The 14,026-nt window shown below is 52.2% G+C and carries 15 protein-coding genes; 11 read left to right on the top strand and 4 right to left on the bottom strand.

The window, feature by feature from the left end; all coding sequences use genetic code 11:
* Position 1 precedes the first annotated feature (1 nt).
* The 4 genes from LJ739_RS16035 to LJ739_RS16020 all read left to right on the top strand — a co-directional run bounded on the left by LJ739_RS16035 (position 2) and on the right by LJ739_RS16020 (position 3,247).
* Positions 2 to 1,270, top strand: a complete 1,269-nt coding sequence (locus LJ739_RS16035; RefSeq protein WP_229162137.1) for a cytochrome b — start codon at positions 2 to 4, stop codon at positions 1,268 to 1,270.
* Positions 1,267 to 2,001, top strand: coding sequence for a cytochrome c1 (locus tag LJ739_RS16030; protein WP_229162136.1), 735 nt, complete (start codon positions 1,267 to 1,269; stop codon positions 1,999 to 2,001). Before LJ739_RS16035 ends, LJ739_RS16030 begins: the two co-directional genes overlap by 4 nt.
* A gap of 171 nt (positions 2,002 to 2,172) precedes the next feature.
* Positions 2,173 to 2,805, top strand: a complete 633-nt coding sequence (gene sspA / locus LJ739_RS16025; protein ID WP_229162135.1) for a stringent starvation protein SspA — start codon at positions 2,173 to 2,175, stop codon at positions 2,803 to 2,805.
* A gap of 10 nt (positions 2,806 to 2,815) precedes the next feature.
* Complete coding sequence (locus LJ739_RS16020; RefSeq protein WP_229162134.1) at positions 2,816 to 3,247, top strand: ClpXP protease specificity-enhancing factor; 432 nt, start codon at positions 2,816 to 2,818, stop codon at positions 3,245 to 3,247.
* Positions 3,248 to 3,301: 54 nt separating this feature from the next.
* On the opposite strand, the gene LJ739_RS16015 is transcribed toward LJ739_RS16020, so the two are convergent.
* Complete coding sequence (locus tag LJ739_RS16015) at positions 3,302 to 4,441, bottom strand: EAL domain-containing protein (RefSeq protein ID WP_229162133.1); 1,140 nt, start codon at positions 4,439 to 4,441, stop codon at positions 3,302 to 3,304.
* 141 nt (positions 4,442 to 4,582) lie between these two features.
* Between LJ739_RS16015 and LJ739_RS19085 the strand changes: the two genes are divergently transcribed.
* The 4 genes from LJ739_RS19085 to LJ739_RS15990 all read left to right on the top strand — a co-directional run bounded on the left by LJ739_RS19085 (position 4,583) and on the right by LJ739_RS15990 (position 9,710).
* Entirely contained in the window at positions 4,583 to 6,328 is a 1,746-nt protein-coding gene (locus LJ739_RS19085) for a PAS domain S-box protein (RefSeq protein WP_267494431.1), read from the top strand.
* Between the two features lie 153 nt (positions 6,329 to 6,481).
* On the top strand, positions 6,482 to 7,282 hold the full coding sequence (locus tag LJ739_RS16000) for a DUF2989 domain-containing protein (RefSeq protein WP_229162132.1): 801 nt from the start codon (positions 6,482 to 6,484) through the stop codon (positions 7,280 to 7,282).
* A 104-nt stretch (positions 7,283 to 7,386) separates the two neighbouring features.
* Positions 7,387 to 8,469, top strand: a complete 1,083-nt coding sequence (locus LJ739_RS15995; RefSeq protein WP_229162131.1) for a type 1 glutamine amidotransferase domain-containing protein — start codon at positions 7,387 to 7,389, stop codon at positions 8,467 to 8,469.
* The gene (locus LJ739_RS15990) at positions 8,466 to 9,710 is read left to right on the top strand and encodes an aspartyl protease family protein (RefSeq protein WP_229162130.1); all 1,245 of its coding nucleotides are present in this window, start codon (positions 8,466 to 8,468) and stop codon (positions 9,708 to 9,710) included. Before LJ739_RS15995 ends, LJ739_RS15990 begins: the two co-directional genes overlap by 4 nt.
* 87 nt (positions 9,711 to 9,797) lie before the next feature.
* Here the strand turns inward: LJ739_RS15990 and LJ739_RS15985 are convergent, their stop codons facing one another.
* Positions 9,798 to 10,169, bottom strand: coding sequence for a hypothetical protein (locus LJ739_RS15985; RefSeq protein WP_229162128.1), 372 nt, complete (start codon positions 10,167 to 10,169; stop codon positions 9,798 to 9,800).
* Between the two features lie 105 nt (positions 10,170 to 10,274).
* Here LJ739_RS15985 and LJ739_RS15980 point away from each other — a divergent pair, with 105 nt between their 5' ends.
* Complete coding sequence (locus LJ739_RS15980; RefSeq protein ID WP_229162126.1) at positions 10,275 to 10,808, top strand: winged helix-turn-helix transcriptional regulator; 534 nt, start codon at positions 10,275 to 10,277, stop codon at positions 10,806 to 10,808.
* Between the two features lie 31 nt (positions 10,809 to 10,839).
* Positions 10,840 to 11,379 carry a GNAT family N-acetyltransferase gene (locus LJ739_RS15975; protein WP_229162124.1) on the top strand — a complete coding sequence of 180 codons (540 nt, stop codon included), beginning with the start codon at positions 10,840 to 10,842 and terminating at the stop codon, positions 11,377 to 11,379.
* Positions 11,380 to 11,388: 9 nt separating this feature from the next.
* Here the strand turns inward: LJ739_RS15975 and LJ739_RS15970 are convergent, their stop codons facing one another.
* Positions 11,389 to 12,219: a DUF6544 family protein gene (locus LJ739_RS15970; RefSeq protein WP_229162122.1), complete on the bottom strand. Its 831-nt coding sequence runs from the start codon at positions 12,217 to 12,219 to the stop codon at positions 11,389 to 11,391.
* A gap of 83 nt (positions 12,220 to 12,302) precedes the next feature.
* Complete coding sequence (locus tag LJ739_RS15965; RefSeq protein WP_229162121.1) at positions 12,303 to 13,148, bottom strand: PhzF family phenazine biosynthesis protein; 846 nt, start codon at positions 13,146 to 13,148, stop codon at positions 12,303 to 12,305.
* A 228-nt stretch (positions 13,149 to 13,376) separates the two neighbouring features.
* Between LJ739_RS15965 and LJ739_RS15960 the strand changes: the two genes are divergently transcribed.
* A complete protein-coding gene (locus LJ739_RS15960; RefSeq protein ID WP_229162119.1) occupies positions 13,377 to 13,838 on the top strand; it encodes an Lrp/AsnC family transcriptional regulator in 462 nt (153 codons plus the stop codon).
* Positions 13,839 to 14,026: the final 188 nt, after the last annotated feature.

The following is a 14,026-nucleotide window of genomic DNA, read 5'->3' as shown; positions in this document are numbered from 1 at the left end:
GATGTGGAAAAATCTTCTCGACTGGATTGAATATCGTATACCCATGATGCGGGTTGCGAACATGCACGCAATCCAATATCCCGCACCGCGTAATATGAACTTCTGGTACGTGTTTGGTTTTCTGGCCACTATCGTACTGGTAAACCAAATTGTCACCGGCATCTGGCTGACCATGAGTTTTGAACCGTCTGCAGAACGTGCGTTTGCGTCGGTTGAATACATCATGCGTGATGTAGAGTACGGCTGGATCCTGCGATACATGCACTCCACCGGTGCCTCTGCGTTCTTTATCGTGGTCTATCTGCACATGTTCCGCGGCATGATGTACGGCTCTTATCAGAAGCCCCGTGAATTGCTGTGGTTGTTCGGTATGTTCATCTACCTGGCACTGATGGCAGAGGCCTTTATGGGTTATGTGCTGCCATGGGGTCAGATGTCTTACTGGGGCGCACAGGTTATCGTGTCGCTGTTCGGCGCTATCCCGGTCATCGGTGAAGACCTGGTGATTTGGATCCAGGGTGACTACGTGATCTCTGGCGCAACACTGAACCGATTCTTTGCCTTGCACGTCATCGCGTTACCGCTGGTGATTGTGATCCTGGTGTTCCTGCACATTGTTGCGCTGCATGAAGTCGGCTCCAACAACCCTGACGGCGTAGAAGTGAAGCGTCCGAAAGGCTCGTTGAAAGAAGAAGACAAAACCAAGTTTGCCATGCATGAGTACTACACCAAGAAGTACGACATCATTGATGACGTGGTACCGTTCTTCCCGCACATCGTGCTAAAAGACCTGGTCGCTTTCTGCGTGTTCCTGGCACTGTTCTGTTACGTGTTGTTCTTCAATCCGGAAATGGGCGGTTACTTCCTCGAGCACCCTAACTTTGAAATTGCCAACCCGCTGAAGACCCCTGAGCATATCTTCCCGGTCTGGTACTTCACGCCGTTCTACGCAATTCTGAAAGCGGTACCGGACAAACTGGGTGGTGTTATTGCCATGTTTGCCGCCATCATTGCCCTGGCCCTGTTGCCTTGGATTGACCGCGGTAAAGTGCGTTCATGGCGTTACCGTTGTGGCCTGCACAAGTGGAACTTGTTGGTATTTGCTGGCGTATTCATCTTCCTGGGTTACCTGGGTGGCACGCCACAAGAAAACTGGAAAATCATCGCGTCGCAAATTCTGACCGTGATGTACTTCGGTTTCTTCGGCCTGCTGTGGATGTACAGTAAAAACGAAAACACCAAGCCTGTACCAGAGAGGATCACCAAATGAAGAAATTGTTATTGATTGCTTGTTTGTTGGTGCCGGGTTTGGCGTTGGCCGCCGGACCCAGTGTCCCATTGGACAAAGCCAACTATGATTTGACCGACAAGGCTTCTTTACAAAACGGTGCCAAGTTGTTCATGAACTACTGTCTGGGATGTCACCAGCAACAGTACCAGCGTTATTCACGCTCATTTGAAGACATGGGTGTTCCCCTGGAAATGGGTCAGGAATACCTGCAGTTCACCGGTGAAAAAGTGACTGACCATGTCACCAATACTATGCCGGAAGAAAGCGCAGCCAAGTGGTTCGGTGCTGCGCCACCGGATCTGACCTTGGTCGCGCGTGTGCGTGGCGCAGACTGGCTCTATACATACCTGCGCGCTTTCTACGCCGATGACAGCCGTCCGTTCGGCGTCAACAACAAGGTGTTCAAAGACGTGGGTATGCCTCACGTTTTGCAGGAACTGCAAGGTCTGCCTCGTGAAACCCATGAAAAACGTTTGATCGACGGTGAAATGGTCGACCAATACGTGGGTATCAAATCTGACGGCACTGGCGAGCTGAGCCCTGAAGAATACGATGCCGCGGTATTGGATTTGGTCAACTACCTGGTCTACGTGGGTGAGCCTGCGCGACTTGAAGCAGAATCCATTGGCCGTTGGGTGCTGGTGTTCATTCTGGTACTGTTCGTGTTTGTTTACCTGTTGAAGAAAGAATATTGGCGAGATGTGCATTAATTCGGCAAAAATTGCGGTATAATGCGCGGCTGAGTTGCCTTTGTTGAGCAGCTCAGGGCCATCAAAAGTTTGCTCGGACAAACGTCAAAAAGAGCCCGCGGTCGTACCGAGGGCTCTTTGTTGTTTAACAGCGTGTGTTCGGAGCCTATGTTTTACTCTGGAGGATAGTGAATGGCTGTTGCCACGAATAAGCGTTCTATCATGACGCTGTTTTCTGACACGCTTGATATTTATAGTCATCAAGTTCGTATTGTATTGGCTGAAAAAGGCGTGGGAGTTGAGATCAGCTTTACTGATCCAAGCAACTTGCCGGAAGATTTGTTGGAGTTAAACCCTTATGGCACGGTACCAACACTGGTTGACCGTGAGCTGGTGCTGTACAAGTCACACATCATCATGGAATACCTTGATGAGCGTTTCCCTCATCCTCCTTTGATGCCGGTTTACCCCGTGTCTCGTGGTCAGAGTCGTCTGATGATGCACCGAATTGAGCAGGACTGGTATTCCATTGCCGAGCGCATCCTGCGCGGTGAAGGCAATGTCGATGCGCAGCGCAATGAACTGCGTGAAGCATTGCTGAGCCTGGCCCCGCTGTTTGCAGAAACACCTTATTTCATGAGCGAAGAGTTCAGTCTGGTGGATTGCTACCTGGCACCGTTGTTGTGGCGTTTGCCTGCCTTGGGCATCACATTGAGTGGTGCCGGCAGCAAAGAAGTGTTGGCTTACATGAACCGCATCTTCTCTCGCAGCTCATTTAAAGCGTCACTGACCGATCAGGAACGCGAAATTCACGATCCTTTGTAACGGGAGACCTATGACTTCCAATCAACCTTATCTGTTGCGCGCGTTCTACGACTGGATTGTGGATAACAATCTGACCCCGTACATCGTCGTGGACGCAACTGTTCCGGGTACCCAAGTGCCTCAGGAACACGTCAAAGATGGCCAGATTGTGCTGAACATCTCGCCGTCTGCGTGTGGGAAATTGCAGTTGGGTAATGTTGATGTGTCATTTGAGGCGCGCTTTGGTGGCGTTCCTCGCATCCTGAATGTGCCCTGTCGGGCAGTGCTTGCGATCTACGCAAGGGAAAACGGTGCGGGTACGGTGTTCACCGTTGAAGACGAGATGGATGCCGAGGAAACACCAACACCGGCGCCAGCGCCGGTTTCAGCCTCTGACCAGCACAGCGAAGGCCAGAGTCGCCCTCCGGCTAAAGGTCGACCCAATCTTAAAGTGATCAAATAACAAAAAGCGCACTACGGTGCGCTTTTTTGTGTTGGATGGTTGCTGTTTGGCAGTTCAGACCTTGGCCATGGTTTTGGCCGCTTGGGATAACGGCCGAACCCCGCGTGAAATTTCATCATTCTGACGTCCCGACAGCCGGTCTGTTACTGGCGCCGGTTTGGCAAAATAGAAACCTTGCAGAAAATCTGCATTCAGTTCTCTGAGCAAGGCGGCTTCCTCGGCTGTTTCAATGCCCTCGGCGATGACCTGGATGCGATTGTCATGGGCCAACTGGATCAGGTGTTTAACGATGTTTTGTTTGAACATATTGGTGTCGATGCCCTGCACCAGTTCCATGTCTATTTTGACAAAATCCGGTCGCAACTGTGCCATCAGGTTGAGGCCCGACCATCCGGAACCGATATCATCCAGTGCGATTGCAAACCCGGAACTGCGGTAGAACGACAATATGCCCTTGAGGTGGTTCATGTCCCGGGCTTTGTGGGTTTCGGTTAATTCAAACACAATGTTTTCAGTTTTCAGGCCCAGTTCATTGATGGCCGCTGCGGTAGAGCGCAGGCAATAGGCCGGATCGTAGATACTGGAAGGATTAAAGTTAATAAAGATTTTTTCCTTCAATCCTCCCCGGGCAGCATGCTCCACCGCAGAGCGGCGTGCAATGAGGTCCAGCGAGTACAGCAGATCGCTTTGCTCGGCCAGCGGGAACACCATACCGGGCGGCATGACTTGCTGGTTCTCATCAAACAGACGAAACAGCGCCTCATGGCCGAAGATGCGTAATTCATCTTGGCTAGAGTCAGCATGGACGATGGGTTGATACCAGCTTTGATAGGAGTCGTTTTCCATCGCCGCACGTATCCATTGGGCCTGGTAACGGCGAACAAGCACTTCCGCAGTGGTCATCCGACTCATGGCTTCGATATCAGGCATCGCCGACGTTTGTGTGGTGGTTACCTTGGCCTTGCCAAACTCGGGACCCGCCAGACAACCATTCAAGCTGGTCAGGAAAGTACCAATGTGACTGTTTTGAACGTTGACGCAAATGGTGTTCTTTGGTTGCTGAGTGGCTTCTAGGCCACTGTCGCCACACATCGCTGCCAGCTTGCCGAATGACTCGGTGGTGGGTAGGAAAAACCAAAAATAGGTCTGATCAAAAAAGTAATCTTCCACGGACTCACAATCGGCACACCACATGTTACTCACCTCAACCATTTACTGAACCCGATGTAATACGCCCTGATGTTGCATATGGTTCAATTGTTGAGCAGCTCAAAAGATGATTCTGAACCAATCTGTGTCTGCTGCCGTATCAAATCTAAATTTTTAGGAGTCGTTATGCTGTCACTCTTCGGTTCGAATAAAACGTCTTTTCATGAGCAAATTCTCGACCAATCGATTGATGCGGTTATCGCCATAGACGAAAGCAACAACGTGGTGTTCTACAATGCAGCCGCGGAGCGTTTATGGGGTTTTACGCGATCCGAAGTGCTGGGGCAGAACGTTAAAATGCTGGTGCCCAAAGTTCACCGCGACGCCCACGATAGCTACGTTAACAGGCACCGCAGCAGTGACAACGACAAGTTGGTCGGTACGACCATTGAGCTGCCCATCGAAACCAAACAAGGTAAAACAATATGGTGTTCGTTGTCGTTGTCCAAACTCTCTGTAGAGGGTAAGCGTTGGTATTCCGCCATCGTTAAAGACGTTACCGAGCAACGCGATGCCAAAGAACTGATCAATCAGACGTTGGAGCAATGCGTAGATGGCGTGGTGACCATTGATGAGCACAACAATGTCATCTTCTTCAACGCTGCAGCAGAAAAGATCTGGGGTTGTAAAAAAGAGCAGGTATTGGGTAACAATGTAAAAATGTTAGTGCCACGCTCAATCCGTGATAGCCATGATGACAAAGTGAACCGTAACCGACGTACCGGTGAGAACCGTGTTGTCGGCTCTTCGATTGACTTGCCGGTAGAGACCCTGGATGGCAGAGATATCTGGGTGTCACTGTCATTGTCTAAAGTGACCCTTGAAAACCGTATTCTGTATACGGCGTTTGTGCGCGACATCACCGAGCAATATCATGCCAAAGAGGCGTTCAAGCGTTTGTCTCTGGTTGCGAACAACACCAGTAACGCCGTTATTATTACCGACAATCAGGGCTTGGTTGAGTATGTCAATGCGGGCTTTGAAACGATGACGGGTTATTCACTGGCCGACGTGAAAGGCAAAAAGCCCGGTCACATTTTGCAGGGCGAACACACCAGTCAGGAAACCGTTGCCCGAATTCGCCATCATCTGGACAAACAGACGCCATTCTACGAGGAAATCCTTAATTACCATAAAGACGGCACGCCGTACTGGATATCACTGGCCATTGATCCGGTGTTTGATGACAACGGTAACCTCACCAATTACGTCGCGGTACAGGCTAACATTGATGCCACCAAGAAGCGCGCACTGGAAAGTGCGGTGCGGATGAAGGCACTGAATGAGAATAGCCTGATGATGGAAGTGAATCATCAGGGCGAACTGATCACTGCCAACGAACTGATGCTCAAGGCGCTGGCTTGTCGCGACCTTGATAGTGCAAAAGCATTGCTGGGTAACGCAGCTTCATTATTGAGTGACAGCGTGTGGAAAGAGGCGCTGCAAGGCAACGATATTACCCGCAACTGTGGGCTGCAAGACGCCAATGGCAATGCCATCACCTTAGAGCTGGAGGGCACACCGATTGTTGATGCCGAAGGCAAGGTGATTCGGGTGTTGTTCTATGCCGAAGACATCACTCGCAAGAATGCAGTGATTGCTGAGACCCATGCTGCCATGTCAGAGGTGTTGGATAAGATCAGTGCGATTGTCGGCTCCATCAACAATATTTCCAATCAGACCAATTTACTTGCGTTGAACGCAGCGATCGAGGCGGCCAGAGCTGGCGAAGCCGGGCGGGGCTTCGCGGTTGTTGCCGATGAAGTGCGCAATTTGGCCAGCAGCTCAACCGACTCGGCAGAGCAAATTACGTCCTTGATTGAACAAACCAAGGGGCACGTCGACCAGCTTTCCAGCTATCTGGGTCAATAAGCCGGATTGCTGGAAGATACACGCCGTAACGGGAACAGGCTGGACTAGTGAACGCTGACAGGCTATTTTTGAGTCATACTTTTTAGGTGACTTTGGGAACGATGGTCAGTGGTTGGTGAGCGTAAACGGTTCGGGATATGGGTGGTTCTGTCGATGACCCTTTTATTATCGGCATGTCAGAAACAGAGCGTGGCCGAGAGCTCCATCTGGAAAATTTGTGAGAAGTACCCGGAAGTGTGTGATGCGACACACAGTGGTGCACTGTGCGGGATCCAGAAAAACGACACCATTCGCGCCGTTGCCCAACACCATGAAACCCTCTCCTCATTGAATGCTTACAATGCTCTTAAGACCCTTGAGAAGTACCGATTATGTCTTGAGGATGCATACGTGTCGGAGAACGTGCGCAACAAAAAAGACAAACAGTCACAGGTTTCGACAATCCGAAAAATACCTGAAATACAGCGGGATATCATGGCTGACACCCGTTCGTTGGTACGGCCGGAAATCAATTTGTGGTTGTGGCAGAACACCCAGAATGACGATTACCTCGAGTCGATCAAAAACGGTGTGGAAATGGCGGAGTCCATACACCCAGACGTGTACATTGCGATGATGTATGAAGCGGCCCGTCACGACCTGGAAAAGGCGCGCGACTATGCGCGCAAAGTGCTTGCTAACGCAACCGTCATCGCGGACATCGAACCCAAGGTGTATGAGTTCTACATCGAGTACTACATCCGCAAGGAAGATTTCCACAAAGCTGCCATCTGGCAAGGGCTATACAGCGCCAGAGATAAGGAGCGGGCGGAGATCAATGCCGACTATTTTCAGTTGCACGAGAAAATGACCGATCGGCAAATGGCCAATGCCCAATCCAAGGTCGAAGAACTGTTGTTTGATGCCCGCTGGCTGAACAAAAGCATGAGTGAGTTTCCCCGAGAGCTGATTTAATCAGCGCGGCCAAAAAGCATCTCCTGAGTCGGTCTCTTTCCTGTATTTGACATTCCGGTTACATTGCCTGACGTAGCCTGCTTGTACCAAGCAGGAGATACGTTATGTGGAAAATCATACTGGGGGTGATCCTTGCCCTCATCATTGCCGCGTTCAGTGGCTTTCAATGGCTGATACAGTCTATCGAGGGAGATGTCCGCGCCAATCCGGATATCATGCCCGCACACATTCCCTACATTGCCAATGCCATGCCCGCGACCCGCGGCACTATCCTGATGGTCCTGACCAGCACGGATGTGATGGGCAATAGCGATAAGCCAACCGGCTATGAACTGTCGGAACTCGCCCGGGCCTATTACGTGTTCAGCGCCAATGGCTTTGCGGTTGAGATCGCCAGCATTTTGGGCGGCACACCGCCGGCGGTGATTGATGCTGACGATATGGGTGATTTTGACTATGCGTTTTTAAATGACGACCAGGCACAACAAAAAGTGCGTAACAGCATGCCGGTGTCGACGCTGGATGCCTCACGGTATCGCGCGGTGTTTTTCGTTGGCGGTAAAGGCGCAATGTTCGACTTTCCCGACAACCCACACCTACAGACACTGATACGCCAGCTTTATGAGCAGGGTAATGTGGTATCCGGTGTCTGTCATGGGCCCGCTGCGCTGGTGAACGTGACCCTTTCTGACGGTACACCGCTGGTTGCCGACAAACGGGTCAGTGCCTTTACCAACAGTGAAGAGCTGCTGCTAATAAGCGATGCACAAGAGATTTTTCCGTTTCTGCTCGAAACCAAGTTGTCACAGCAGCAAGCTGAGGTGGTAACAGGCCCAGACTATCTCGCCCAGATAGCCATCGATGATCGTCTGCTGACCGGACAAAACCCCTGGTCCGTATGGGCCCTTGCCGAAGAGGTTGTCGCATCATTGGGCTATACGCCGGTTGCCCGCGAGCGCACCGACGAGGAGCATGCCGTGGATGTTCTGCTGGCCTATCACCATCTGGGGCTGGAAGCTGCTGTGGTGGAAGCGGAGCAACGTATAAAGGCTGGTTTGCGGCTTAAAAAAGAGCTGATTGCGGTGCATGCCATTCTGGGCATCATGCAAGGCGATTTGGGCAATACCGTCGGGGTGATTCGACTGCTTAGCCGCATCAATGGGCTGGCACAGGGAGGTTCGCTATGAACAGCATGGGCCAGCTTTTATGCGTTGGCATAGTGCTGACGCTGGTGAGTGGATGTGGCGTGATCAATGCCCTCAAAATGCGCAGTGCCAATGATGATATCGAGCCACGATGGACCGCTTCGGCGTCTGAGGTTGCCCTGAAAGCGCACTACGAAGGGGAAAAACCTTACATTGATATCGCGATCAACGGCATTGACGGCTTTCGCTTTTTGATCGACACCGGTGCGTCGATTTCGATCCTGACAGATTCCCCAAGGGTACGTGCATTAGGACTCCAAGCGGGGTTTGAATTGCCAATGAGCGGATGGGGAGATGAACAAGGTTCCCGTGCTTATCAGACCCAGGTGGATAGCGTTGATTTTGGCCCTTTCCAGATGGAAAAACTCAACCTTGCTTACATTCCTGTCGGTTCAACGCCGTATTTTGCCGATCCCAGAGAAGTCATTTTTGACGGCGTGTTGGGCTACGATGTCCTGCGGCACTTCCGCTGGACGTTTGAAAAGCAACAGCGGCGTATCACTGTTGCCAATACCCCGGTCGAGGTTGAGTCGGGTGATGTGGCCCTGCCATTGGATACCTTTATGACCCGGATCAGCGTGGATGCCGAATTTAATGTAGGTGACGGACAGTGGCGCAAAGAGCCGATCCTGATTGATACCGGCAGTCGGCATGTGCTCAAACTCAGTGCGTTGTATTTACGCAACCGAGACATAGACCCCGGCGTCACGGTGCAGGGCGGTGACTTTGGCCTGAGTGGTCTGGCGGAGCATCAACGCATGCGTCTGGAGGGATTGCGTCTGGGGACGCTTGAGGTAAACAATTTGCGCACGCACCTGATTGAGACCGAGGATGAAGACGAATTGTGGGTCATTGGCAGTGCCTTGTTGGGACATTACACCACCATCATCGATTATTTCAGTGAGCAAATGATTTTGCGCACGTCTTCGCAACAAACGCCGTTTCAAAGTCGCTTCAATCTACTCGGTTTGGAACTGCGTAAACTGTCTGATGGTCGTTTCATTGTACGTTACGTGATGCCAAACCTGCCTGCCAGTGCTGCAGGTGTTCAGGCCGGTGATATTGTTACTACGTTGAATGGCCAGTCGACCCCGGATATCAGTACCGATGCCTGGCTGTCCATAACCAATACGCCAGGCAACCATGCCCTTTGCCTTGAAAAGCGTGGCTGTTTGAGCCTGCAAGCGACAACGATCGCGGGATACAGTATGCCATCCGGTTAACCCTGGTCGCGGTGGTACTCAGAAAGGTTGCAGGATTCTGACAAACGGGTGCAACCTTTCTGGTACTTCGCAACCATGATTGACCTGTCATTGTTGGGTATTGGCGAACAGTTCGTGGCTGTCCTGAGCTGTTGTGGTCAGCGTAGACAGGCTGATCTGGGCGCGCTGATCAACGCCACATTCAACCCGTGCCAGTGTCTGCTCATCCACCCTCAATACCATTCTGACTTTCGCGTTTAAACCATTGTGCCATGCCAGACGACTGGGCGAACGCTGCCACTCGACGTGTTGGCGAACGCCGACGATGGCATCTTCGCCATACACGTCGGTGGCGGCTTGTGAGCACATGCTGACAGCTTGCTGCTTAAGGGTCGACTGACTGAGCGTCGCATGTGCGGGGACAGACTGGGGTGCTGTCATAAGCGCGCTGATGAGTCCTGCGGTAATGATAAGGCTCATGATGTTTCCTCTTACTATAGTTTCATAATGGAACCCTAATTATGGTTGCAAAATGGAACCTGTCAAGTAAAATCATCATTAACGTTTTATTTCAGGAGTGCGACCATGCGTTGGGATGACATCAGTGCCCAGACTTGTTCGATTGCCAAAGCCACATCCATCTTCGGTGATCGATGGACGTTATTGATTGTTCGCCAGCTGTTTTTGGGTATTCGACGTTTTTCGGATATTCAGCAATCACTGGGGATCACCAAGCATCGCCTCACGGACCGCCTGAATCGCCTGATTGAAGAAGAAATCGTGTTTAAGCACCTCTACGATGAGCGCTACAACCGCTATGAATACCGGCTGACAGAGAAGGGCCTGGATTTGTACCCGGTGATGATCACCATCACCCAGTGGGGCGACAAGTGGGTGTGCGATCATGACGGTGTGCCGGTCGAATATGTGCATACCGAGTGTGGTGAGGTGGCTAATCCGCGCTTGTGTTGCTCCTGCTGTGGCAAGCCTCTGAGCCTGGACAACACGACATTAAAAGTGGGCCCGGGGATCGTAAAAAAGTGTGCCCGCGACGCCATGAGCGATGTGGACAAAATGTTGTATGGACGCCTGTTGGATCAGCAGGAACAAGAGCCGTAGGCCTGGCTGGCCACGATAAGAGGGACTCCCGATGTTGCAAGGACAGAAAATCCGCCTGCGAACGGTCAGAGCGTCTGATCTAGATCCATTGTATGCGCTGGCAAATGACTACACTGACGCCGGTGAGTACATGCCTTTGGCGGTTGTTTCTGAAGTGTCTTTTCAACAAGCCTTTGCCGAACACGGTTTCTGGCACGATCACAGTGGCAAGTTGGTGATCGAAGATGTGCAGGGACAGTTGGTCGGAGAAGCCGGCCTGTTTAAAGCGGCCCATTACATGGACGGGCGTGAACTGTACTACCGCATTTTCAGCGGCCACCGGGGTCGTGGCTATGCCCGTGAAGCACTGTCGTTATTGACAAAACTGTTTTTTGAATCGACCCCGTTCGCCCGTCTGCAGGCTGTGATTGTTGACGGCAATGACGTGTCCGCACACATTCTTGAGCGCTGCGGCTTTCGCCGTGAAGGGACGCTGCGCGGCGCGCGACAGTTCAATGGTCGTCAGGTTGATTTGATCATGTACTCCCTGTTGCGATCGGAATACCTGGCCCGTCTCGACGCGCCAGACTGAGGCGCCAAGTCAGGATGACCGGGTCGGAAAGGCTATCGAGGTAACCTGCGCTTTGTAAAACGGGAAATACTGCTCTGTGCCGAACAGGTTGCCGGCTTCAACGTAGTGAGGTAATCGATAACCGCAGACCTCGCGAAAATCACTCAGATACGCCCCAAAAGGTTGCCAGGTGAAGATCTTTTGCGCATTGGCATTGGACCAGCGTAAGAAGGTGATGGTTTGCGGAGCGCCGTCAGCTGCAATGTCAATGTTGACGGTTTGGCGTAATCCCTCATGGCTTACAGTGACGCGGATCTGGTGGTCATTAATGGCCTCCCAAATCACATCCGCGCCGGGTAATACCGCTGCCGGAGACCAGATGATCGCTTCTGCAATGTAGCGGCCATAGGCCGACAGTGTGTGGTCGGGGTCGCCACCCAGGCGCGCCACGGGTAATAATTCAAGCAGACGAAAGCGGGTCCAACGCTCGGTGTCGGAACCCGACACTCTCAGCCCGGTTGGCAACACCAGTTGCCAGATAAACCCTGCAGGCGCGGCCAGCAGTTGCTTTGCGCGCATCGCTTTGTAGTCGGGGTTGGCTTTACTGCCCAGGCTGAACTGGCCCTGCATGTGGATTTCAGCCACCGTATACAAGGGCGCATCAGGGCCGATCATATAGTTGAAAAAGCGCTGCACCGGCTCTGCTTGTGTCGCCAGCATCGCCGGGTTAAATCGAGCAGGTAGTTTGGGCTGCAGGCTGGCCAACCTTGCCCAGGCCCGGCTGTCGTCATGACGATCACGCAGGCGCAATAAACACAACAGCACTGCGCCAACCACCACCACGCCAATCAATCCGACCATCAGCCTGATCCTCCCGAGTTATTCGTCTTCAGCCTGCGCCCGCAACCATAGCGGATTACGGGCGTTTATGCACCTTGCACTGCCTAATCGTCAGTAATGCTGCGCGTCGCACCTGAAACTGAAACCGGACTGCCTTTTTCGTCACTGAGTTGAACCTTGATCAGCGAGGGGTGACCCATGTCGTGGCCCTGGTGTAGGGTGATGTGCCCGCCGTGTTCCCAGTTAACATCGCGCAGGTAACCGGCAAACGCGGCTGCCGCGGCGCCGGTCGCCGGGTCTTCGAATACACCGCCGGAGGCGAACGCATTGCGCACATCAAAGGTATGGTTATCTTCGATGGTCACGAGCATGATGGTGACCAGACCATGACGGTCCATTATCGCCTTGCCATCCGCCAAACGGTAGTGCATCTGTGACAACCGTTCCCGATTGCGCAGTGGTAGCACAATATGGTCCGAGCCACCGTGTATACGGGCGGGTGCAAGGCGAGGGTCGAAATCAATTTCGCTGAGTTCAAACAAGGACATTGCTTCCGCACGTTCGTCAGCCGTCAGCGGGCGACTGTGGGTCGGTGGCGAGGTCAGGGTAGCTGTGTAGCCCCCATCAGTATGCTGAGCATGTACACTGATCGCTGCATCATTGAGGGTTAGATCATATTGACCTTTTCCATACTGTTCACCCAGCGCGGCACCTAACGCTATGGTCGCATGACCGCAAAACGGCACTTCAGATTGAGGTGAAAAATAACGCACACGCCATGCGAGTGTTGACCCGTCTTGTGCCACGGCAAAGGCGGTTTCTGAATAGCCGAGGTCGGCGGCAATACGCGCCATCTCCTGATCCGTCAACGGCGTGTCTAGCAGTACAACGCCAGCGGGGTTGCCACCGGTACGGTTGTGACTAAAGGCGGCAATTTTTGCAATACGCATGTCTTTATCCTTGTCTTGCTGTCTGATCACCCTCGCTACCGCTCAGCCAATGGTTCCTCAATAGCCAGGGTACATGGGTGATGAGTGATTAAATGTAGGTTTATTATACGTTTGCCTGTTCGGTTAATTCACTGTGATATGAAAGGTTGTTTTGCTCACCTGCATTTGAATTGTCGCTATTGATCAGATTATGCTAATGATTAATAAATTCATCATTGGTGATGCAAGATGACCAAACGCCTCGACCATTTAGACACCGCCATTCTCTCATCGCTGGATGCGGACGCTCGCGCCAGTTTTGCTGATATCGGCAAGCAGATCGGGTTGTCCGGCCCGGCCGTGGGTGAACGGGTGCGCCGATTGAAAGAGCAAGGGGTGATTAGCGGGTTTGGTGTGCGACTTGATCTACGCGAACTCGGTTATTCCCTGCAGGCATTGGTGCGGGTCAAACCTCGCAGTGGTCAATTGCACACGGTAGAGCGAATGATCCAACAACAACCTCGCTTCATGTCCTGTGATCGGGTGACCGGAGAGGATTGCTTCGTTGCCAAACTGGCACTGGTGGATGTTGCCGAACTGGATGACATCCTGCGCGAGCTTCATGACCTTGCGGAAACCCACACTTCGATCATTAAATCCTCGTTGTTTGATGTCAGACAGCCTCCGCTGTTGCCGCAACGGCAAGGCTAGCTATCGATTTTCACGGGGCAATGCGATAGAGCGGACGACCAGTGACTGATGGTGGGAAGAACGCTAAGTGCCAGTAGTGGACGGTGGTTAGCTCAAAAGTGAATGGGGGCTTTGGGTGAATAGCAGACTGTTAACGCCCCATTCAGGGGCTTTTAATTGTTGGCTAAAATAACGAACGCAGTGAGGAA

The organism is Fluctibacter halophilus, from assembly GCF_020687825.1.
Lineage (GTDB): Bacteria > Pseudomonadota > Gammaproteobacteria > Enterobacterales > Alteromonadaceae > Fluctibacter > Fluctibacter halophilus.
Note: the sequence above shows the minus strand (reverse complement) of the source record. Positions and strands in the feature narration are given on the sequence as shown.

Excerpts from the sequence above, each read along its gene's own strand:
- LJ739_RS16035 (WP_229162137.1), top strand. The coding sequence starts at position 2 with ATGTGGAAAAATCTTCTCGACTGGATTGAATATCGTATACCCATGATG.
- LJ739_RS15960 (WP_229162119.1), top strand. The coding sequence starts at position 13,377 with ATGACCAAACGCCTCGACCATTTAGACACCGCCATTCTCTCATCGCTG.
- LJ739_RS16015 (WP_229162133.1), bottom strand. The coding sequence starts at position 4,441 with ATGTGGTGTGCCGATTGTGAGTCCGTGGAAGATTACTTTTTTGATCAG.
- LJ739_RS15965 (WP_229162121.1), bottom strand. The coding sequence starts at position 13,148 with ATGCGTATTGCAAAAATTGCCGCCTTTAGTCACAACCGTACCGGTGGC.
- sspA (WP_229162135.1), top strand. The coding sequence starts at position 2,173 with ATGGCTGTTGCCACGAATAAGCGTTCTATCATGACGCTGTTTTCTGAC.
- LJ739_RS15995 (WP_229162131.1), top strand. The coding sequence starts at position 7,387 with ATGTGGAAAATCATACTGGGGGTGATCCTTGCCCTCATCATTGCCGCG.
- LJ739_RS15985 (WP_229162128.1), bottom strand. The coding sequence starts at position 10,169 with ATGAGCCTTATCATTACCGCAGGACTCATCAGCGCGCTTATGACAGCA.
- LJ739_RS16020 (WP_229162134.1), top strand. The coding sequence starts at position 2,816 with ATGACTTCCAATCAACCTTATCTGTTGCGCGCGTTCTACGACTGGATT.
- LJ739_RS16030 (WP_229162136.1), top strand. The coding sequence starts at position 1,267 with ATGAAGAAATTGTTATTGATTGCTTGTTTGTTGGTGCCGGGTTTGGCG.
- LJ739_RS15970 (WP_229162122.1), bottom strand. The coding sequence starts at position 12,219 with ATGGTCGGATTGATTGGCGTGGTGGTGGTTGGCGCAGTGCTGTTGTGT.
- LJ739_RS15990 (WP_229162130.1), top strand. The coding sequence starts at position 8,466 with ATGAACAGCATGGGCCAGCTTTTATGCGTTGGCATAGTGCTGACGCTG.
- LJ739_RS16000 (WP_229162132.1), top strand. The coding sequence starts at position 6,482 with ATGACCCTTTTATTATCGGCATGTCAGAAACAGAGCGTGGCCGAGAGC.
- LJ739_RS15980 (WP_229162126.1), top strand. The coding sequence starts at position 10,275 with ATGCGTTGGGATGACATCAGTGCCCAGACTTGTTCGATTGCCAAAGCC.
- LJ739_RS15975 (WP_229162124.1), top strand. The coding sequence starts at position 10,840 with ATGTTGCAAGGACAGAAAATCCGCCTGCGAACGGTCAGAGCGTCTGAT.
- LJ739_RS19085 (WP_267494431.1), top strand. The coding sequence starts at position 4,583 with ATGCTGTCACTCTTCGGTTCGAATAAAACGTCTTTTCATGAGCAAATT.